This window comes from Curtobacterium sp. L1-20 (assembly GCF_048755855.1).
GTDB lineage: Bacteria > Actinomycetota > Actinomycetes > Actinomycetales > Microbacteriaceae > Curtobacterium.
Map to the genome: position 1 here is coordinate 3035556 of NZ_CP151473.1, position 20823 is coordinate 3056378.

A 20823-nucleotide genomic window follows, 5' to 3' on the forward strand; every position below is an offset into this window, starting at 1 on the left:
AACACGATGAGCTCCCCCTTCGCACGCCCCAAGAAGACCGACGGCCCCCGTGCCAGCTTCGGCCGACTGCTCAGCTACCTCTTCGAGAACAAGCCCGCGATGGTCGTGATCATCGTCCTGAGCATCCTGGGTGCCGGTGCATCGCTCGCCCAACCGCTGCTCGTCAACCAGGTGGTCACGGCGGTCCAGCACGGCCGGACCCTGAGCATGCTCGTGTGGTTGCTCGTCGGTCTCGTGCTCGTGTCGGGGCTCCTCAACGGCGTCCAGCACTTCCTGCTCCAGCGCGCCGGTGAGGGCGTCGTGCTCTCCACGCGTCGCAAGCTGATCGCGCGGATCCTCAACCTGCCGATCTCGGAGTTCGACACGCGCCGCACCGGTGACCTCGTCTCGCGTGTCGGCAGCGACACCACCCTGCTGCGCGCCGTGCTCACGCAGGGGCTCATCGAGTCGATCGGCGGTGCCCTCACCTTCATCGGCGCGGTGATCGCGATGGCCGTCATCGACCCGCTCCTGCTCGGCATCACGGTGGTCATCGTCCTCGTCGCGATCGTCGTCGTCGGTGGGCTCAGCCGCCGCATCCGCGTCGCGTCGAAGCGTGCGCAGGAGAAGGTCGGCGACCTCACCGCGGCGGTCGAGCGCGGGATCGGCGCCGTGCGGACCATCCGCGCCGCCGGTGCCACCGAGCGCGAGGTGCACGAGGTGGACACCCACGCGACCGAGGCCTACGCGCGCGGCCTCGACATCGCGAGGATGTCGGCGTTCGTGGTGCCGGTCGCGAGCATCGTCATGCAGGTGGCGTTCATCGCCGTGCTCGGCGTCGGCGGCGCGCAGGTCGCGGCGGGGACGATCACGATCGCGACCCTGATCACGTTCATCCTGCTGCTCTTCATGATGATCATGCCGCTCGGTCAGGCCATGGGTGCCGTCGTCGCCGTCGCGCAGGCGCTCGGCGCGCTCGGCCGCATCGAGGAGATCCTGCACCTGCCGACCGAGGCGCAGGACGACGGCGCGGTCCGCACCGTCGCCGCGGTCGCGACCAACGACGCCATCACGTTCGAGCACGTCTCCTTCCGCTACCGCGGTTCCGCCGACGCGTCCGGTCCCGACGGCGCGGTCGCGGCCGACGCGTCCTCCGGCGGTCCGGGAGGCACGACCCGTCTCCCCGGCGCACCCGACGACGAGCAGGCGGTGCTGCACGACGTCTCCTTCCGGGTCCCGCGCGGATCCCGCGTCGCCCTCGTGGGGCCTTCGGGTGCCGGCAAGTCGACGACGCTCGCCCTCATCGAACGGTTCTACGACCCCACGGACGGCGTCATCCGACTCGGAGGCGTCGACGTCCGCGGGCTGGACCGTGCCGAACTCCGGGCGCAGATCGGGTACGTCGAGCAGGACGCCCCGGTCCTCGCCGGCACGATCCGGGCGAACCTGCTCCTCGGGTCGCCGGACGCCACCGAGGACGACTGCACCCGCGTGCTCGAGGCGGTGAACCTCGGTGAGGTCCTGCACCGGGACCCCCGGGGCCTCGACGCGCAGGTCGGCGAGGACGGCGTCATGCTCTCCGGCGGCGAGCGTCAGCGTCTGGCGATCGCACGTGCTCTGCTCGCCGCTCCGCCGATCCTGCTGCTCGACGAGTCCACCTCGTCGCTCGACGGCGTGAACGAGCAGAAGATGCGGCTCGCGATCGACGCCGTGGCCGAGGACCGCACGCTGCTCGTCATCGCGCACCGTCTGTCCACGGTGGTCGATTCGGACGTCATCGTCGTGCTGGAGCACGGTCGGGTCGTCGGCACCGGGACGCACTCCGAGCTCGTCGAGTCGACGCCGCTGTACCGCGACCTCGCGAAGCACCAGCTGCTCGTGTGACGCCGACCGCTGCGGGTCCGGGCCCGATCGGCCCGGACCCGCAGCGACGTCAGACGGCGAAGGGGTCCGGCGTGAGGACGTACACCGTCTCGAGGTACTCCTCGAGACCCTCGTGCGACCCCTCGCGACCGAGCCCGGAGGACTTCACGCCTCCGAACGGGAACGCGGCGTTCGAGACCACCCCGGTGTTCAGCCCGAGCATGCCCGTCTCGAGCCGCTCCGCAAGACGCTGACCCCGTCTGAAGTCGGTCGTGAACGCGTAGGCGACGAGCCCGTACTCCGTGTCGTTCGCGAGCCGGATGCCCTCCTCCTCGGTCGCGAACCGGGTGATCGACACCACCGGGCCGAAGATCTCGGTCGTCAGGATCTCGGACCCGGGCTGCACGTCGTCGAGCACCGTGGGTGCGTAGTACGTGCCGGGTCGGTCGACCCGCTGCCCGCCGGTGACGAGGCGCGCGCCCCGGGACACCGCGTCGTCGACCAGCTTCGCGGCCTTGTCCACCGCGCGGTCGTCGATGAGCGGACCCATCGTGGTGCCGTCCTCGCTCCCGCGGCCGACGCGGAGTTCGTCGACCTTCGCGGTGAGCGCCGCCGTGAACGCGTCCGCGATGCCCTCCTGCACGAAGAACCGGTTCGCCGCGGTGCAGGCCTCGCCGACGTTGCGGAACTTCGCCAGCATCGCGGCCTTCACCGCGGTGTCGAGGTCGGCGTCGTCGAACACCAGCAGGGGCGCGTTGCCGCCGAGCTCCATGCTCGTCTTGAGGACGTTGTCCGCGGCCTGCTTGAGGAGCGCCGACCCGACCGGGGTCGATCCCGTGAAGGTGAGCTTCCGGAGCCGGCGGTCCGCGATGATCGGTTCGGACAAGCCCTTCGCGTCACGGGAGGGCACGACGTTCAGGACGCCGTCGGGCAGCCCGGCGCGGCGGAACAGCTCGACCAGGAACAGCGTCGTGAGCGGCGTGAGGTCGGCCGGCTTGAGGACGACCGTGCACCCGGCGGCCAGCGCGGGACCGATCTTGCGGGTGGCCATCGCGAGTGGGAAGTTCCACGGGGTGATCGCGTACACCGGGCCCACGGGACGCTTGAGGACGATCCCGCGGCCCGTGCCCTCCGGGTTCGTGCGGTAGTCGCCGCCGATCCGCACGGCTTCCTCGGAGAACCACCGGAGGAACTCGCCGCCGTAGGTGACCTCGCCCCGCGCCTCGGCCAGGGGCTTCCCCATCTCGAGCGTCATCAGGGCTGCGAGGTCGTCCGTGTGCTCCCGCACCAGGTCGAACGCCCCCCGCAGCAGGTCCGAGCGCGTCCGGGGCGGCGTCGCGGCCCACGCGTCCTGGGCGGCCACCGCGGCGTCGAGCGCGGCGACGCCGTCCTCGGGCGTCGCGTCCGCGACCTCGGCGAGCACCTCGCCCGTCGAGGGGTCGCGGACCGGGAACGTGGCGCCGCCCGACGCCGGACGCCAGCTGCCGCCGATGAACAGCCCGGTGGGGACGTCGGGGACGGAGACGTTGTCGTCCGAGACCGTGGTCGTCGGTCCGGTCGCGGTGGTCGTGTCGGTCGTGTCGGTCGTGTCGGTCGTGTCGGTCACAGTACTGCTCCTCCGGGGTTCGCCAACCCCTCGTCCATGTCGCTCGTGCCGATGTGCCCACCGGCGGTCCGGACCTCGTCGAGGGCCCGCGCGCTCCGTTCCGTGTCCACCCCCACCACCAGGTCGTCGAGGACCTCGACGGCGTACCCGGCGGCAAGCGCGTCGAGCGCCGATGCCCGCACGCAGTGGTCCGTGGCGATGCCCACGACGTCGACCGACGTCACGTGGTGCTCGCCCAGGACGTCCTGCAGCAGGACGTCGTCGTCGGTGCGGCCCTGGAACGCCGAGTAGTCCGGCGTCCCCTGTCCCTTGAAGACGTGCACGTCGACGGGATCGGTGTCGAGGTCCGGGTGGTACTCCGCCCCGGGTGTCCCGGCGACGCAGTGCACCGGCCAGGTCGTCTCGAAGTCGGGTTCCGCCGCACCGGCGAAGTGTCCGCCGTTGTCGTCGTCGCCGTGGTGCCAGTCGCGCGACGCCACGATGAGGTCGTACTCGTCGGCGTGCCGACCGAGGAACGCGGAGATGCGTCGCGCGATCCCCGCTCCCCCGGCGACGGCGAGTGCGCCGCCCTCGGTGAAGTCGTTCTGGACGTCGACGATGAGGAGTGCCCTGGCCATGGAGCCATCCAACACCCCGCGCATCAGGAGCCGGTGAGGCGGCTCCCACACGAGTACGTCGCCGCCGTGACGCGGTCGAGGGCCGGCAGCGCCGCGGCCCGCGACGACCCGATCGCGTAGAAGGCGAACGTCAGGCGCGAGCCGTCCGCCGCGTCGATGTAGCCACCGAGGGTGTTCGCGCTGTCGATCCAGCCGGTCTTCGCGTGCACCTTGCCCCGGGCGACCGCGTTCGCTCCGGTGAAGCGGCTGGCGAGCGTGCCGGACTGGCCGGACACGGGCAGCGCGTTCGCGAGGGTGCCGAGTCCCTTCGCGCCGGCGGCGACCTGCACCATGAGGTGGGCGACGAAGGCCGGGGAGACCGCGTTCGCCGCGCTCTCGCCCGATCCGTCCTTGATGACGATGCCGGCCGGGTCGACGCCGTAGGAGCCGAGTGCCTTCTGGTACACCGACGTCAGGGACGCGGCGGACCCGTTCGACCCCGACTGCTTCGACGACACCCGGGCGAGCATCTCGGCGAGGGTGTTGTCCGAGTTCGGGATCATCTGACCGATGAGCGTCGACACCGGCTGGGACGACACCGTGGCGATCGTGTCGGTGCTCGTCGTGGCGCGCTTCACGATCGGCGCGTTCGCCGCCCCCACGACGCCGGCGTTCGCGAGCGCGGTGCGGAAGAGGGAGCCCGCGCGTCCCACCGGGTCCGTGGACCGAGGCGAGGTCGCGGCTCCGGGGTTCGCCCGGTCGCCGTCGACCATGAGGGCCGTGACGTTCGGCTGGTAGCCGATCGTCCGCTCGCTGACGGGCCAGGTCGGGTCCCAGGCGTCGGCGTCGTTCCAGTAGGTGTCGTCCGTGACGATCGTCGTGACCGGGGTGTTGCCGAGCTTCGCCTTGACCTGCTGCGCGAGCTGGCCGAGGGTCGGAGCGCCCGGGTAGACGGTCGCACCGCCGGCGGAGAGCGTCGCGTCGCCGTGCCCGACGAGGGCCACCGCTCCGCCGGACTCGCGCGTGACGGTGGTCGGGATGCGGTAACCGCCTCCGACGACGGCGAGGGCGGTCGCCGTCGTGAGGGTCTTCATGACGCTGCCCGTCTGGGCCGCCTTGTCGCCGTTCCGCGAGAACAGGACCTCGCCGGTCTTCGCGTTCATCACGTAGCCCTCGAACGCCCCCAGGCCACTCGCCGAAGCGGCGTCGGAGATCGTGCAGGTGCGGAGCGCGGACGGCCCGGGGACCTTCGCCGGCACGGAGCGCCCGGTGGGCGTCGGGGTGCTCGACGGCTCCGGCGTCGTCGTGGACGAGGACGAGGACGTCGACGGTGTCGGGGTCGCGGCGGCGACCGGAGCGGCGGAGGGACGCGGCGCGGGCATCGTGGCCGCGGCGACCGCGACGGCACCGCCGGATCCGAGCACGAGCACCGTCGCCAGACCACCGGCGATCCACGGCACCGGGCGGCGCGCGGCCGAGGCACGGAGGGTGGCGAGCGTGTGGCGGAGGCGTTCCGCGACGGAGCGCGGTGCTGGCTGCTGGTCGGACATCGCGGACGATCCTACGGAACTGCGGGAGGAGCCTCCAGGCCGGATCCCGGATGCGTGGTCACGGGACGATCGTCTGCGGCGTACCGGACGCCCACCTGGCGCCGCGCCTCGTCCATCAGGGCCATGATCGCGACGGTCTCCTCCGGGTCCATCGCACCGCCCTGGTGGTCGCCGGACGAGATCATCGACTCGAAGGCACGGGCCTCGTGCGCGTAGCCGGCGAGTTCCTCACGTCCGTCGAACTCCTCGACGATCACACCGTCGCGGTCCCGGACGCGCCACGTCGTCGGGGTGTACCAGGTGGCATCGAGGTCGATCCGCCCCTCCTCGCCGATCACCGAGGCGGTGTTCGGGCTGCGCAGGTCGAGCCCGAAGTGGATCATCGACTGGGTCCCACCCTCGTGGGTGAGGACCAGTCCCATCTGCGTGTCGACACCCTGGTCGCTGAGCGATCCCGCCGCGACGACCCCGGTGGGGACGCCGAGCACGTCGACCGCGAACGAGATCGGGTAGATACCGAGGTCGAGGAGCGCGCCGCCGCCGAGCGCCGGGTCGTTCAGCCGGTGTCGCGGGTCGGACGGCAGGGCCTGGTGGTGCGTCGCCTCGACGACGCGGACGCGACCGATCCGCCCCTCGGCGAGCATCTCGCGGATCATCGACATCTGCGGCAGGAACCGGGTCCACATCGCCTCCATCACCGCCACGTCCGCACGCCGGGCCGCGTCCACGACGCGGCGGGCTTCCTCCGCGGTGATCGTGAAGGCCTTCTCGACGAGGACGTGCTTGCCGGCCGCGATCGCCAGGAGCGCGTCGTCGGCGTGCCGGGAGTGCGGCGTCGCGACGTACACCGCGTCGACCTCGGGGTCGGCGACGAGTTCCTCGTAGGACCCGTGCGCCCGCGCGATGCCGAACTCGGCGGCGAACGCCTGCGCGGCCGCGGGCGTGCGGCTGCCGACCGCCACGAACTCGATGCCGGCGGGGGTGCAGTCCCCGACGAAGGACCGGGCGATGCCGCCCGTCCCGATGACTCCCCAGCGAACCGTCATGCGTCCTGTCTACCAGCAGCAGGGAGCGGACCACCGCTGTCCACCTCCAGCACCTTGGTATGGACTCCACGGCCGATTGCCAGCTAGCGTGCTGCCAGGTCCCTCGAACAGGGGTACCGCCCACCCGCTCCGGGGCGTCACCACCATGGTGGTCCCGCCCCGTGGTCCGCCCAGCAGAAAGCGATCAGGTCCTCCATGCGCCGGTCCGTCCTGTCCGTCGTCGCCACGAGCGCGGCGATCGTCCTCACCTCCACCCTCGTCGGGGTCAGCCCCGCGGCCGCACACGGATGGGGTGCGCCCGGCCACGACCCCGGACACGGGCCCGGCCACTCGAGCGACGCCGGTCTGACCCCGCGCACGCACTTCACGATGGCGGCCGACGGCTCCTCCGGTGCGACGCAGGGCGGCGAGGGCATCCCGAACATCGACTCCGTCAAGAAGACCATCGCCGCGTACTACGGCGACCCCGGCACCGGCCTGGCGAACCGCACCGACTCGCCCTACATCCGCGAGATGCGATCGATCGTCGACCGGCAGGCCGCGGGGCTGCAGCGCATCCACGACCGCGCGGTCCGTCACGGCGAGAAGCCGGCGATCGTGCTCGACGCCGACGACACGACGCTCTGGACCTACGACATGGAGGTCGCGGACATGCACTTCGTCTTCGACCCCGCCCGTCAGGACGAATGGGTGCAGGACGAGCGCTTCCCCGCCACCCCGTCGATGGTCGGCTTCGTCAACCGCGCCCAGGCGATGGGCTTCACGATCTTCGGGCTCACCGGCCGCAACGACGACCAGAAGGCCGCCACCGTCGAGAACCTGACCAAGGTCGGCTACACCGCCTTCACGCAGGACCGGTTCTTCACGAAGTGGACCGGCGTCGGCGCCTCCCAGCAGCCGTCCTACATCACCTGCGCCACCGCGAAGTGCACCACCGTCGAGTACAAGGCCCTCACCCGGAAGCACATCGAGCAGGACCTCGGGTACGACATCACGCTCAACATCGGCGACCAGTGGAGCGACCTGCAGGGCGGGTACGCGGACCGGGCGCTCAAGCTCCCCAACCCGACGTACTACCTCCCCTCCGCCGACCTGCCCGGCGTCTCCGAGCCCCGGCTGGCCCCGCGCACGCACTTCACGATGGCGGCCGACGGCTCCTCCGGTGCGACGCAGGGCGGCGAGGGCATCCCGAACATCGACTCCGTCAAGAAGACCATCGCCACGTACTACGGCGACCCCGGCACCGGCCTGGCGAACCGCACCGACTCGCCCTACATCCGCGAGATGCGGTCGATCGTCGCGCGTCAGGCGCCCGTCATCGCCGCGCAGTGCGCCGTCGGACGGAAGCTCCACCGCAACCCGGCCGTCGTCCTCGACGCGGACGACACCACGCTCTGGACCTACGACATGGAGGTCGCGGACATGCACTTCGTCTTCGACCCCGCCCTGCAGGACGAGTGGGTGCAGGACGAGCGCTTCCCCGCCACCCCGTCGATGACCTCGCTCGTGTCCGTCGCCCAGCGCGCCGGCTGCACGGTCATCGGGCTCACCGGACGCAACGACGACCAGAAGGCCGCGACGATCGGGAACCTGAACGCGGTCGGGTACCCGGAGTTCACCGCGACCAAGAACGGTACGCAGACCTACTACACGAAGTGGACCGGCGTCGGCGCCTCCCAGCAGCCCTCGTACATCACGTGCGCCGCTGCGAAGTGCACCACCGTCGAGTACAAGTCGCAGACCCGGGCGCACATCGAGTCGCGCTCCGGCGGTCGGTACGACGTGGTCGCCAACCTCGGTGACCAGTACAGCGACCTGCTCGGCGGGTCGGCGGACCGCAGCATCAAGCTGCCGAACCCGACGTACTACCTGCCCTGACGGCTGCACCCGGCCTCGGCTGCCGGGCGCACGGGAACGGCCCCGGTCTCCACGATGTGGGGTCCGGGGCCGTCCTGGTCGGTCCCGGTGACCCCGGCCCCTCGAGCAGCGGTGCCGCTCCCGAACGCGTCGCCCGACCCGTGGCGTCGTATGTTTGGCCCATGTCGATGGTCAGGGTGCACAACTTCGCGATCTCGCTCGACGGCTACGGGGCCGGAGCGGAACAGTCCCTCGAACGACCGTTCGGCCACGCCGACGGACGGCTGATGCAGTGGTTCTTCCCCACGCGCACCTTCCGGTCGATGCAGGGCGCACCCGGCGGGACCACCGACGTCGACGACGAGTTCGCGCGCCGGTGGGCGGACGGCATCGGCGTCGAGATCATGGGCCGCAACAAGTTCGGACCCGTCCGCGGCCCGTGGCCGGACGACTCGTGGACGGGGTGGTGGGGCGACGCGCCGCCGTTCCACACGCCGGTGTTCGTGCTGACCCACCACCCGCGAGAACCCCTGACGATGGCGGGTGGGACGACGTTCCACTTCCTCGACGCGACTCCGGAGGAAGCCCTCCGCCGGGCTCGCGCCGCCGCACCCGGTACGGACGTCCGGATCGGCGGCGGTGTCGCGACGGTGCGGCAGTTCCTCGCGGCCGACCTCGTGGACCACCTGCACGTGGTGCTCGTCCCCGTGGTGCTCGGGAGGGGCGAGCGGCTCTGGGACGGTCTCGAGGGGATCGAGGACCGTTTCGCGATCACCACCACCCCATCGCCGTCCGGCGTCGTCCACGTGACCTTTGACCGGCGCGAGGTGTCCCCTGTCGACTGACCCCCTGCTCCCGTGTCCGGGCCTCCGTCGTCCTGACCCGACCGTCGCGGCGGACCGACCAGCACGCGATCGGGGCGCCGACCGCCGCGGCGGAGGGCGCCGTCGCCCGTCGCACCACAGGTGCCCGTGATGCAGGAAACCCCTTGCTCCCGAGGGAGCAAGGGGTTCGCGGAGCCGCCTGTCGGAATCGAACCGACGACCTATTCATTACGAGTGAATCGCTCTACCGACTGAGCTAAGGCGGCGGGCGCCCCGGTCAGACCGGAGCGGCACGGGTCACGACTATACAGGTTCAGACGAGAGAACGCGAAACGAGCGCGTCGAGCTCGGCGAACGAGCGCTCGAGCTCGTCGACGAGGTGCGTGTCACCGGCGGCGTCCGACCACTCCCACCATGCGTGGCGCAGGGCGGCCAGGGCGACCAGGGCTGCGAGGCGCGCGTGACGCCGCAGGGCCACGGGGTCGGGCAACTGACCGGCGATCCGTTCCCCCACGGCACGTTCGACCTCGGCCTGGAACTCCTTCATCGACTCCATGCGTCGGCTGAACAGCTCGGGCGCGGCGCGGAGCACCTGCTGCCGTTCCGCGATGAGACCGCGCTCCTCGACGAGCTCCCGGGTCGCGTTGACGAGCAGCGTCCCGAGGTCGGCCAGCAGGTCGCCCTTCGGTCCCCCGGCCACGAACGCGGCACGAGCGTCGTCGTCCGGCAGGGTCGGGTCGTCGCCGAGGAGCGCACCCTCCTTGTTCGGGAAGTAGTTGAAGAAGGTCCGCGGGGACACGTCGGCCCGGCGGGAGATCTCGTCGACCGTGACCGCCTGCAACCCGTCCTCGATCGCGATCCGGAGCGCGGCCTGCTGGATCGCGAGACGGGTGGCGCGGCGCTTCCGCTCGCGCAGGCCGGGTTCTGCGTCGGACATGCGGCGATTGTCCCACGCTGGGCCGTGGCGCAGGCTGGTCGCGTCCGGCGGTCCGGGTCCGGGCCGCCGTGTCGGACTGGAGGCGCGGTGCGGCTCACGAGACACCGTGCCGAATCCCAGGGACGGCTGCGCTGACCGGCGGCGTCTCGGACGCGCGAGGAGTCAGCGGCTGGCGCGGGCGACGGTGACGAGGAGCGCCTCGAGTGCGAGGAGCGCCGCGACGTTGGCCGCGATCCGCTGCCGGGCGAGGGCGACGGCGTCGAGTACCTCGAGCGCGGCGGCCGGTGTGACCGACTCGAGCGCCCGGTCGAGGTGCTCGCGCATCGCGAGGTTGACCGGTTCGGCCGGAGCGCCGAGGCCGAGTAGCAGCAGGTCCCGGTACAGCGACGAGACATCGACCAGGATGCGGTCGAGGCCGTCCCGGAGGCTGCGCGTCGCCCGTCGCTTCTGGTCGTCCTCGAGGGCGCGCAGCTGCGAGCGCAGCGCCGGCGGCACGGTCCCGCCCGGCTCGATCCCGAGGGAGCGCAGGGCCGCGTCGCGTTCCTCGGAGTCGCGCTGCTCGGTGATGGCCTTGGCGTCCTCGTCCGCGACGGCGAGCAGGTCGGCCGCCGCCATCACGGCGTCGCCGACGGTCCGCACGCCGAGCACGGTCGTCAGCGTGCGCCGACGGCGGTCGCGGGCTTCGGAGCTGGTTGCGAGGCGCTGCGCCATGCCGATGTGGCTCTGCGCCTGTCGGGCGGCGTCCATCGCGAGCACGCGGTCGACTCCGGTGCGGGCGACCAGCAGGTCAGCGACGGACTCGATCCCGGGCACGCGGAGGCGGACCGAGCGGACCCGCGACCGGATCGTCGGCAGCAGGTCGGCCTCGCTCGGTGCGCAGAGGATCCACACCGTCCGCTCCGGTGGCTCCTCGAGCGCCTTGAGCAGCAGGTTCGAGGTGCGCTCCGTCATGCGGTCGGCGTCCTCGATGATGACGACGCGGTACCGGCCGACGGAGGGCGAGTAGTACGACGAGGTCACGAGCGCTCGGATCTCGTCGATCGTGATGATGACCCGCTGTGTCGTGAGCACCGACACGTCGGGGTGGGTCTTCGCGGCGATCTGCCGCAGGGTGTGGTCGTCGTCCGGACCGCTGCCCACGAGCGCCGCGGCGAAGGCCGTCGCGACGTTCGACCGACCGGACCCCGGCGGCCCGGTGATCAGCCAAGAGTGGGTCATCCCGCCGGTGCCGTCCGGCGACTCGGCCGCGTGCCGCAGCGATGCGACCGCTTCTTCCTGCCCGGTCAGGCCGTCCCACACGCTCACGGCGCCATCCTGCCAGTCGCCACCGTCATCATCCGTCGATCCCGACGAGTGGTCCGACGGCGGCACGGATCGCCGCCTGGACGACGTCGGCGGGCGCTTCGGCGTCGACGACGAGGAAGCGTCCCGGTTCCGCGGCGGCCATGTCGAGGAACGCCCGACGGACCGTCTCGTGGAAGGTCTCGGCCTCGGACTCGAGGCGGTCGAAGGTGTCCCCCCGGACGGCCGCCACCCGGGCGCGGCCGACCGTCACGTCGAGGTCGAGCAGGATCGTCAGGTCCGGGACGAGTCCGTCCGCCGCCCAGTCCGAGACCGACCGGATGTGGTCGGCCCCGAGCCCGCGGGCGACGCCCTGGTACGCGACGGAGGAGTCGATGTAGCGGTCCTGCAGCACGACGTCCCCGCGGGCGACTGCCGGTCGGACCAGCGTCTCGACGTGGTGGGCGCGGTCGGCCGCGTAGAGCAGGGCCTCGGCCCGGGGAGCGACGTGCCCGCGTTCGTGCAGCACGATCTCGCGGATCCGGACGCCGAGGTCGGTCCCTCCGGGTTCGCGCGTGCGGACCACGGTGCGGTCGTGTTCCTCGAGCCACGCCGTCAGGAGTTCCGCCTGCGTGGTCTTCCCCGCACCGTCGCCGCCCTCGAGCGTGATGAAGCGTCCGGTCACTTCTTCTTGGCCGCGGGCTTCCGGGCCGGAGCCTTCTTCTTGACCGGTCCCTTGGCGCGCTTGTCCGCGATGAGCTGCACCGCACGGGCGTGGTCCACGGCCTCGACGTCCTCGCCGCGCGGGATGGTCGCGTTCGTCTCGCCGTCGGTGACGTACGGGCCGAACCGGCCGTCCTTCATCTTGATCGGCTTGCCGGACACCGGGTCGGCGTCGAACTCCTTGAGCGCCGCGCTGGCTGCACGGCGTCCGCCGTACTTCGGCTGTGCGAAGAGTTCGAGCGCACCGGGCAGGTCGACGTCGAAGATCGCGTCCTCGCTCGGCAGGGTCCGGGTGTCGGTGCCCTTCTTGAGGTACGGACCGTAGCGACCGTTCTGCGCGGTGATCTCGTCGCCGGACTCCGGGTCGGTGCCGACCGTCCGCGGGAGTGCGAGCAGCTTGAGGGCCGTCTCGAGGTCGACGGTCTGCGGATCCATCGACTTGAAGAGGGACGCCGTGCGTTCCTTCGGCGCCGCGGCCTTCTTCGTCGTCTTCTTCGCCTGGGCCTTCTTCGCGGTGGTCTTCGTGGCGGTCGCCGTCGCACCGGCCTCAGCCGGAGCGGTCGACTCCGCCGTCGCGGACGCCGTCGTCGTCGCCGCGGTGGCGTCGAGCACCTCGCCGGTGGCGGGGTCCACGGCGGGTTCCGGCTCCGGGGTGCGCTCGGTCACGTAGGGGCCGAACCGGCCGTCCTTCGCGAGGACCTCCTTGCCGGATTCCGGGTTGATGCCGACCACGCGGTCGCCCAGCACCGGTGCGTCGACGAGCTCGCGTGCCTTCTCGGCGGTGAGCTCGTCGGGCGCGAGGTCCTCGGGCACGTTGACGCGCCGGGGCTTCTCGGGGTCGTCGCTCGGGACCTCGATGTAGGGCCCGTAGCGACCGATGCGGAGCGTCAGGCCGGGAGCGAGCTCGACCGAGTTGATCTCGCGCGCGTCGATCTCCCCGAGGTTGTCGATGACCGTCCGCAGGCCGTGCTGGTCGCCGCCGCCGAAGTAGAACTCCTTGAGCCAGTCGACGCGGTCCTGGTCACCGCTGGCGATGCGGTCGAGGTCCTCTTCCATGCCCGCCGTGAAGTCGTACTGCACCAGGTCACCGAAGTGGTCCTCGAGCAGGCGCACCACGCTGAACGCGATCCAGTTCGGCACGAGTGCACTGCCGCGCTGCGTCACGTAGCCGCGGTCCATGATCGTCGAGATGATCGCCGCGTAGGTGGACGGACGCCCGATGCCCAGCTCTTCCAGTGTCTTGACGAGGCTGGCTTCCGTGTAGCGCGGGGGCGCCGACGTGTCGTGCCCCTTCGCCTCGACGTCGGTCACCCCGAGGTGGTCACCCTCGGCCATCTGCGGGAGCTTGGCGTCGCCGCCGTTGCCCTCGCCCGACGTCTCGTGGCGGTCCTCGTCGCGGCCTTCCTCGTAGGCGTTGAGGAACCCACGGAAGGTGATCACGGTGCCGGACGCGGTGAACTCGACGTCCGTGCCGGACGCGGTCGACGCGATGCCGGCGACGGACTCGGCGGACGTGACGCCCAGGACGACGGAGGCCGTCGATCCCTTCGCGTCCGCCATCTGCGAGGCGACGGTGCGCTTCCAGATGAGGTCGTAGAGCCGCCAGTCGTTGCCGCGGAGCACGCCGTCCATCTCGGACGGGGTCCGGAACGTGTCGCCGGCCGGACGGATGGCCTCGTGCGCTTCCTGCGCGTTCTTGCTCTTGCCGGCGTAGCTGCGCGGCTTGTCCGGGATCGTCTCGGCGCCGTAGAGCGACGCGGCCTGCTTGCGTGCCGCGGTGACCGCCTGCTGCGAGAGCGAGGACGAGTCGGTACGCATGTAGGTGATGTGGCCGTTCTCGTAGAGCGACTGCGCGACGCTCATCGTCTGCCGTGCCGAGAACCGCAGCTTGCGGGCGGCCTCCTGCTGGAGCGTCGACGTCGTGAACGGCGCGGCCGGGCGACGCGTGTACGGCTTCGAGTCGACACTGCGCACCTCGGCGTCGCCGGCGCGCTCGAGCACCGCGGTCAGCGCGGCGGCAGCGGCCTCGTCGAGGCGGACGATGTCGCCCTTCAGCGCGCCGCGGTCGTCGAAGTCACGGCCGGAGGCGACCCGGGTGCCGTGGATGCGGGCCAGCCGAGCGGTGAAGGCGGTGTCGCCTTCCTTCTCGAAGCGTGCGCTGAGGTCCCAGTAGTTGGCGGACACGAACGCCAGGCGCTCGCGTTCGCGGTCGACGACCAGGCGTGTGGCGGCGGACTGGACGCGACCGGCGGAGAGGCCCGGCCCGATCTTGCGCCAGAGCACCGGGGAGACCTCGTACCCGTAGAGACGGTCGAGGATGCGCCGGGTCTCCTGCGCGTCGACGAGTGCGGTGTCGAGCTCACGGGTGGCCTCCTGCGCACGCTGGATGGCCTCCTTCGTGATCTCGTGGAAGACCATGCGCTTGACGGGCACCTTGGGCTTCAGTACCTGCAGGAGGTGCCACGCGATGGCCTCGCCCTCGCGGTCCTCATCAGTTGCGAGGTAGAGCTCGTCGGCGTCCTTGAGCGCTCGCTTGAGCTCGGAGACCGTCTTCTTCTTGGCGTCGGAGACGACGTAGTAGGGCTCGAAGCCGTTGTCGACGTCGACCGAGAACTTGCCGAGCGAGCCCTTCTTGAGCTCGGCGGGCAGGTTCTTGGGCTCGACGAGGTCGCGGATGTGTCCGACGGACGCCTGGACCTCGTATCCGTCCCCGAGGTATTGCGCGATCGTCTTCGCCTTCGCGGGGCTCTCGACGATGACGAGCTTCTTCGTGCCTGGCACGTGTCTCCTTGATCGATGGTGCGCGTCGGCCCTGGACGACGAACGCGTCCGGGTCGACCGGGGCACCGGTGACCGGGGGCCGACAGGCACACCATACACACACTGTTCGGGCTGGTCGTCCGCCGAACCGGCGACCGCGACTGCGCCGACGGCGAACGGTCCGCCGCCGACGTGGACGCGGACGCGCGCCGTCGCGGCAGCGGTCGAACAGCTGCCGACGGACGCGCGGTTGGCGGTGGCGACGGCTCGCGCCACCGTGCAGGGATCGCCCGGCAGGAGCCCCACCAGGGCACCGGCCGCGGCGAGCGCAGCGGCGTCGGCCGCGGTCTGTGCACGCACCGCCCCGACGCGGAGGCCGGCACCGGAGAGGGCGGCCCCGACCGCGATGAGCACGACGCCCAGGACGGCCGCGAGCAGGACCGTCGCCGAGCCGCGTTCCGCCGGGATCGCGGGGTCCACGGTCACCGCCCCTGCGCCGCGGCGCACGCGGACGCCTGCAGGGGCACGACCGCGAAGGGTCCGGCGCCGCGGCGAGCGACGTCGACGCACACCACCGTCGGCCCGCGCTGCACCTGCACGCTCGCACCCGGGGCGATCCGTTCCGCGGCGGCCCGGCCGCCGTCCTCGTCGCCCCGCCCGACCGCGCGGGCAGCCGTGGACGCAGCGAGCTGGAGCCGCCCGACACCGTCGACGACGAGGACCGCAGCGACGAGCGAGGTGAGCACGAGGGCCACCATGGGGAGCGCGACCGCGAACTCCACACTGACGGTGCCGCGCTCCCCCGCGGCACCGTCGGGGCGGTCAGAGGGAGAGCGCACCACGGACGAGTTCGGTGAGGATGCCCTGGACCTCGCCGGAGCGCATCACGGCGACGAGGACCCCGGCGAACGCGACCGCGGCGAGGATCACGACCGCGTACTCGGCGGTGGCGGAACCGCGGTCGTCACGCAGTCGCCGCCGCCAGCGGGCCGCGGTCCGCGCGCCGACCGGCCCAGGGATTCCCGCACCGCGCCCGTCGTTCGCCGACGGGGCCGAGCGGGGCGCCCCGAACTGCGGGACGAGCGCGCGGCGGGCGCCTGCACGGAGTGGTCGAGTGCTGCCTGTGTCCATCATGTCTCCGGTCCTTCCTGAGGGGATGGCTCCAGCCTCGCGGCCGCGCCGTCCTGGCAGGGGGCCGACCAGAGATCTGTGGACGGGTCAGCCGACGTCGACGACGGTGGAGGAGAGGACACCGACGACGACCGGCACGACCCCGACCAGGACGAACGCCGGCAGGACGCAGACCCCGAGGGGCAGGACGAGACGGACCGACAGCCGCTCGGCGGCGGCGAGTCCGGCGGCCGCGGCGTCGTCGCGCACGTCCTCGGCGGCGGCGCGCAGGAGTGCGGCGGCCGGCACACCGGCCCGCTGGGCGAGCTCGAGCACCTCACGCAACCGGACTCCTTCTGCTCCGGTCGGGTCCGGCGACGCGTGCACCGCGCCGGGACGGGCACGGGCACCGGCACCAGCACCTGCACCTGATGCGCGGGCGTCCGCGAACGCCGCACGGACCACCGCCCCGCTCGCGGCCCACGAGCCGCCACCGGACACCGCCACCGCCCAGGCGTCGAGCAGGACGCCCGGGACGTGCCCGTCGGGCGTCGCCGCACGGACGAGACGCGCGGTCCACGCCCGTCCGGTGCCGACCAGGACGGCGGCGAGGACACTGCACGACCATCCGAGGGGTGTGGCGACGAGGGCCTGCACGGACCCGGCACCCCAGGTCGATCCCAGCACGAGCCCGAGCAGCGGGAGCGCCAGGACGACCCGAGCACTGGAGCGGGGCCCGGCGAGCGCCACCCGGACCGCCCGGTCCGACGCCGCCGACCGGCGCAGTGCCCCGGCGAGCGCACGGAGGGCAGCGGCGACGGGCGCCCCGGTGTGCTCGGCGACGGCGAGCACGGCGGCGACGTCCTGCCAGGCGGGTCCGGCGCCGGCCGGGAAGCCGCCGACGAGTGCCCACGCCCGGGGCGGTGGGACGCCGGCGGCGACCAGCGTCGCCACACGGTCCAGCGTGCGGGCCGCAGCGGCGGCGTCACCCGAGGGAGGAGGAAGAGGAGAAGGAGGAGGAAGAGGAGAAGGAGGACGAGGAGGACGACCAGGAGAAGGGAGGGGAACGGTGGGGCCCGTCACCGCGACCGGTCCACCGGACGTACGTCGAGCCTCCCGTCCGCCCCGACGCGCAGCGTCCCCACCGCTCCCAACCGGCGCCGGCCGCCGCGACGCTCCACGTGCAGGACCAGGTCGAACGCGCTGACGGCCTGCCGGGCGAGGGCTTCCGGCCCGAGCCCGGCGAGGGCACCGAGCGCTTCGAGCCGTGCCGCCACGTCGGGGACGGAGTTCGCGTGCACCGTGCCGGCTCCGCCGTCGTGTCCGGTGTTGAGCGCCGAGAGGAGCTCGCGGACCTCCGCACCCCGGCACTCCCCCACGACGATGCGGTCCGGTCGCATGCGCAGTGCCTCGCGCACGAGCCGGTCGAGGCCCAGGGCGCCGGCGCCCTCGGCGTTCGCCTGTCGGGCCTCGAGCGAGACGACGTGCGGGTGGTCGATGCGGAGCTCGGCGAGGTCCTCGACGGTCACGATCCGCTCGCCGGGCGGGACCGCGCCGAGCGCTGCGGCGAGCAGCGTCGTCTTGCCGCTGCCGGTGGCCCCGGTGACCAGGACGTTCCGACGCTCGGCGACGGCGCGTTCGACGACGGATCGCGGCACCCGTTCGAACGTGCCGGACCGTTCGAGGGAGGCGAGGCTCGCGACCCCCGGCCTCGGCAGCCGGATCGAGACGGCCGTCCCGCCGACCGAGACGGGCGCGAGCACGACGTGGACGCGGATGCCGTCGCCGTACCGCACGTCCGCGCACGGCGTGGTCTCGTCGACGTGCCGCCCACCGTGTGCGACGAGCTCGGTGGCGATGTCGCGCACGCGGCGTTCGGGCAGGTCGGGCGGGACGCGCTCCAGGCCGCGGCCGCGGTCGACCCAGGTCCCGCGGCCGCCGAGCACCAGCACGTCGGTGACACTGGCGTCGCCGACGAGCGCGGCGAGTTCCTCGAAGTCGGCGGCGGCGAGGTCACGCCGCCGGGCAGGGCGGACGGTACCGGGCAGGAAGGGCGGGTCGGCACGGTGTCGGCGCATGGCCCGACGGTAGGGGCGGTCGCCGACCCGACGTCCGGACGAGCGCGACCGGTGGAGATCACCGGAGCCCCCACAGCAGTGAACAGATTTGTACCCCGAACAGCAAAGCCGTACCCCGCTCGGTGCCACGCCTCGAGACAGGGGTCGGAACCACTGCGGACCCGCCCCGCGTGGCACTCGGGTCGACCTTGAGCTCCCTCGGTGGGACGAGCGTTCCATGCAACGGCATGGACAGGTCTGTCCACGCTTCGGCTTGTCCGTGCGGATCGACGCCGCACGGAGGGTGCGCGTGCGGATGGTCGTCGCGCGATGCCGCCGAGGAAAAAGAAGAGGCGGCACCGGTTGGGGGGAACAGGTGCCGCCTTGACATCGGTGGATTGGGGGGAATCCGAACCGTTGCCGCCGGAAACGAGTCCAGCGGGAACTACTGTACCCCATGATCGGGCTCGCAGGGCAACTCCTCGTACGACGTCCGGGCGCGCCGTGGCCTCGGCGCACGCCGCCCGGGCGTCGTCACCGCGGTCCGGCCGAGGGGTAGTCTCCGACTGCACCATGCGGTCGTGGGACGGCCGCACCCTGCGGCCGCAACGACGCGAAAGGACATCGATGTCCACGACGACCCAGACCGATCCCCGCAACGACGGGACGGACGGCTCCCGCAACGACGGAGCGGGAGACCGCCGCACCGACGGGACCGACGGCGCCACGTTCCCACCGCCGCCCGAGTTCGTCGCGGACGCCGTCGCCCGCGAGGACCTGCACGAGTCCGCCGCCGCCGACCGCGAGGCGTTCTGGGCCGAGCAGTCGCGGACCCTCCTGGACTGGCGGACGCCCTTCACCCAGACGCTCGACTGGTCCGGGGCCCCGTTCGCGAAGTGGTTCGCCGACGGCACGCTCAACGTCGCCGAGAACTGCCTCGACCGCCACGTCCGTGCGGGCAACGGCGACCGGGTCGCGATCCACTTCGAGGGTGCCCCCGGCGACACCCGGCGCATCACCTACGCCGAGCTCACCTCCGAGGTCCAGCGCGCGGCGAACATGCTCACCGACCTCGGCGTCGGGCACGGCGACCGGGTCGTGGTCTACCTGCCCCTCATCCCCGAGGCGGTCGTCACGATGCTCGCCGTCGCGCGCATCGGCGCGGTGCACTCCGTCGTCTTCGGCGGGTTCAGCGCGGAGAGCCTCCGCGCCCGCATCGAGGACGCCGGCGCGAAGCTCGTCGTCACCGCGGACGGCGGGTGGCGCCGCGGCGCGGTCTCGGCGCTCAAGCCCGCGGTCGACGAGGCACTCGAGGGCGAGGGCACGGACAGCGTCGAGCACGTGCTCGTCGTCAAGCGCGGTGGGAACGAGATCGCCTGGAACGACCGCGACCTGTGGTGGCACGACGAACTCGCGAAGGCGGACACCACCCACGAGGCGCAGGCCTTCCCGGCCGAGAACCCGCTCTTCATCCTCTACACCTCCGGCACGACGGGGAAGCCGAAGGGCATCGTGCACACCTCCGGCGGCTACCTCACGCAGGCGGCGTACACGCACAAGAACGTGTTCGACATGCACCCGGAGAAGGACGTCTACTGGTGCACCGCCGACATCGGGTGGATCACCGGCCACTCCTACGTCGTCTACGGCCCGCTCGCGAACGGCGTCACGCAGGTCCTCTACGAGGGCACCCCGGACGAGCCGAAGCCCGGCCGGTGGTGGGACCTCGTCGACGCGTACGGCGTGACGGTCCTCTACACCGCCCCGACGGCGGTCCGCGCCGCGATGAAGGCCGGACGGGAGATCCCCGAGGCCCGCAGCCTCGAGACCCTCCGCCTGCTCGGCAGTGTCGGCGAGCCGATCAACCCCGAGGCCTGGCAGTGGTACCGCCAGGTCATCGGACACGACCGCACGCCGATCGTGGACACCTGGTGGCAGACCGAGACCGGCGCGATCATGATCTCGGCCCTGCCCGGCGTCACGAAGCTCAAGCCCGGTGCCGCGCAGACGCCGCTGCCGGGCATCGTCGCCGAGATCGTCGACGACGACGGCAACCGGGCCGACCCGGGCGAGAGCGGGTACCTCACCATCACGGAGCCGTGGCCGTCGATGGCGCGCGGCATCTGGGGCGACCCGGACCGCTTCGTCGAGACCTACTGGTCGCGGTTCCCCGGTCGGTACTTCGCCGGTGACGGCGCCCGGCTGGACGGCCAGGGCGACATCTGGATCCAGGGCCGCGTCGACGACGTCATGAACGTGTCGGGCCACCGGCTGTCGACGGCCGAGATCGAGTCCGCCCTGGTCGGCCACGAGGGCGTCGCCGAGGCCGCCGTCGTCGGAGCCGCGGACGAGACCACCGGCCAGGCGGTCGTCGCGTACGTCATCCTCACCGCCGAGGCCGCCGCCGACGTCGACCGCGAGTCCGCCGCCACGGAGCTCCGGAACTGGGTGGGCAAGCGCATCGGTGCGATCGCGAAGCCCCGCCAGGTGGTCATCGTCCCCGAGTTGCCCAAGACGCGCTCCGGCAAGATCATGCGCCGCCTGCTCCGCGACGCGGCCGAAGGCCGCCGCATCGGCGACACGACCACGCTGGCCGACCCGACGATCATGGCGACCATCGCGGAACTCATGTAG

Annotated in this window: 16 protein-coding genes and 1 tRNA gene; 4 read left to right on the forward strand and 13 right to left on the reverse strand. The window is 72.2% G+C overall.

The annotated features are described in order from the left end of the window. The first annotated feature begins 6 nt into the window (after positions 1-6). The gene (locus AAEP86_RS15730) at positions 7-1863 is read left to right on the forward strand and encodes an ABC transporter ATP-binding protein (protein WP_420368233.1); all 1857 of its coding nucleotides are present in this window, start codon (positions 7-9) and stop codon (positions 1861-1863) included. A gap of 49 nt (positions 1864-1912) precedes the next feature. Here the strand turns inward: AAEP86_RS15730 and AAEP86_RS15735 are convergent, their stop codons facing one another. From AAEP86_RS15735 to AAEP86_RS15750, 4 genes are all read right to left on the reverse strand, one after another. Further along, positions 1913-3340, reverse strand: a complete 1428-nt coding sequence (locus AAEP86_RS15735; protein ID WP_420370510.1) for an NAD-dependent succinate-semialdehyde dehydrogenase — start codon at positions 3338-3340, stop codon at positions 1913-1915. 104 nt (positions 3341-3444) lie between these two features. Beyond that, a complete protein-coding gene (locus tag AAEP86_RS15740) occupies positions 3445-4065 on the reverse strand; it encodes an isochorismatase family protein (RefSeq protein WP_420368234.1) in 621 nt (206 codons plus the stop codon). Between the two features lie 23 nt (positions 4066-4088). Continuing rightward, positions 4089-5594, reverse strand: coding sequence for a D-alanyl-D-alanine carboxypeptidase/D-alanyl-D-alanine-endopeptidase (locus AAEP86_RS15745; protein WP_420368235.1), 1506 nt, complete (start codon positions 5592-5594; stop codon positions 4089-4091). An 11-nt stretch (positions 5595-5605) separates the two neighbouring features. Beyond that, positions 5606-6640: a Gfo/Idh/MocA family protein gene (locus AAEP86_RS15750; protein ID WP_420368236.1), complete on the reverse strand. Its 1035-nt coding sequence runs from the start codon at positions 6638-6640 to the stop codon at positions 5606-5608. Between the two features lie 195 nt (positions 6641-6835). Here AAEP86_RS15750 and AAEP86_RS15755 point away from each other — a divergent pair, with 195 nt between their 5' ends. Both AAEP86_RS15755 and AAEP86_RS15760 read left to right on the forward strand, forming a co-directional pair. Further along, positions 6836-8518 (forward strand): HAD family acid phosphatase, encoded by a 1683-nt coding sequence (locus AAEP86_RS15755; RefSeq protein ID WP_420368237.1) that lies wholly within the window; start codon positions 6836-6838, stop codon positions 8516-8518. Positions 8519-8679: 161 nt separating this feature from the next. After that, positions 8680-9342, forward strand: coding sequence for a dihydrofolate reductase family protein (locus tag AAEP86_RS15760; protein WP_420368238.1), 663 nt, complete (start codon positions 8680-8682; stop codon positions 9340-9342). Positions 9343-9514: 172 nt separating this feature from the next. Here the strand turns inward: AAEP86_RS15760 and AAEP86_RS15765 are convergent. The 9 genes from AAEP86_RS15765 to AAEP86_RS15805 all read right to left on the reverse strand — a co-directional run bounded on the left by AAEP86_RS15765 (position 9515) and on the right by AAEP86_RS15805 (position 18210). Further along, positions 9515-9587: transfer RNA gene (locus AAEP86_RS15765), tRNA-Thr, on the reverse strand. A 47-nt stretch (positions 9588-9634) separates the two neighbouring features. Then, positions 9635-10258, reverse strand: a complete 624-nt coding sequence (locus tag AAEP86_RS15770) for a TetR/AcrR family transcriptional regulator (protein WP_420368239.1) — start codon at positions 10256-10258, stop codon at positions 9635-9637. A 162-nt stretch (positions 10259-10420) separates the two neighbouring features. Next, a complete protein-coding gene (locus tag AAEP86_RS15775; RefSeq protein ID WP_420368240.1) occupies positions 10421-11563 on the reverse strand; it encodes a DNA polymerase III subunit delta' in 1143 nt (380 codons plus the stop codon). A 28-nt stretch (positions 11564-11591) separates the two neighbouring features. Beyond that, entirely contained in the window at positions 11592-12224 is a 633-nt protein-coding gene (gene tmk / locus AAEP86_RS15780) for a dTMP kinase (protein WP_420368241.1), read from the reverse strand. Further along, positions 12221-15502, reverse strand: a complete 3282-nt coding sequence (gene topA, locus AAEP86_RS15785; RefSeq protein WP_420368242.1) for a type I DNA topoisomerase — start codon at positions 15500-15502, stop codon at positions 12221-12223. The genes tmk and topA overlap by 4 nt, the downstream gene beginning before the upstream one ends. A 2-nt stretch (positions 15503-15504) precedes the next feature. Next, on the reverse strand, positions 15505-15861 hold the full coding sequence (locus AAEP86_RS15790) for a TadE family type IV pilus minor pilin (RefSeq protein ID WP_420368243.1): 357 nt from the start codon (positions 15859-15861) through the stop codon (positions 15505-15507). Continuing rightward, the gene (locus tag AAEP86_RS15795) at positions 15845-16156 is read right to left on the reverse strand and encodes a DUF4244 domain-containing protein (RefSeq protein ID WP_420368244.1); all 312 of its coding nucleotides are present in this window, start codon (positions 16154-16156) and stop codon (positions 15845-15847) included. Before AAEP86_RS15795 ends, AAEP86_RS15790 begins: the two co-directional genes overlap by 17 nt. 84 nt (positions 16157-16240) lie before the next feature. After that, the gene (locus AAEP86_RS15800; protein ID WP_420368245.1) at positions 16241-17215 is read right to left on the reverse strand and encodes a type II secretion system F family protein; all 975 of its coding nucleotides are present in this window, start codon (positions 17213-17215) and stop codon (positions 16241-16243) included. After that, on the reverse strand, positions 17212-18210 hold the full coding sequence (locus tag AAEP86_RS15805) for a CpaF family protein (protein WP_420368246.1): 999 nt from the start codon (positions 18208-18210) through the stop codon (positions 17212-17214). Before AAEP86_RS15805 ends, AAEP86_RS15800 begins: the two co-directional genes overlap by 4 nt. A gap of 606 nt (positions 18211-18816) precedes the next feature. On the opposite strand from AAEP86_RS15805, the gene acs reads away from it, so the two are divergent. Continuing rightward, positions 18817-20823, forward strand: a complete 2007-nt coding sequence (gene acs, locus AAEP86_RS15810; RefSeq protein WP_420368247.1) for an acetate--CoA ligase — start codon at positions 18817-18819, stop codon at positions 20821-20823.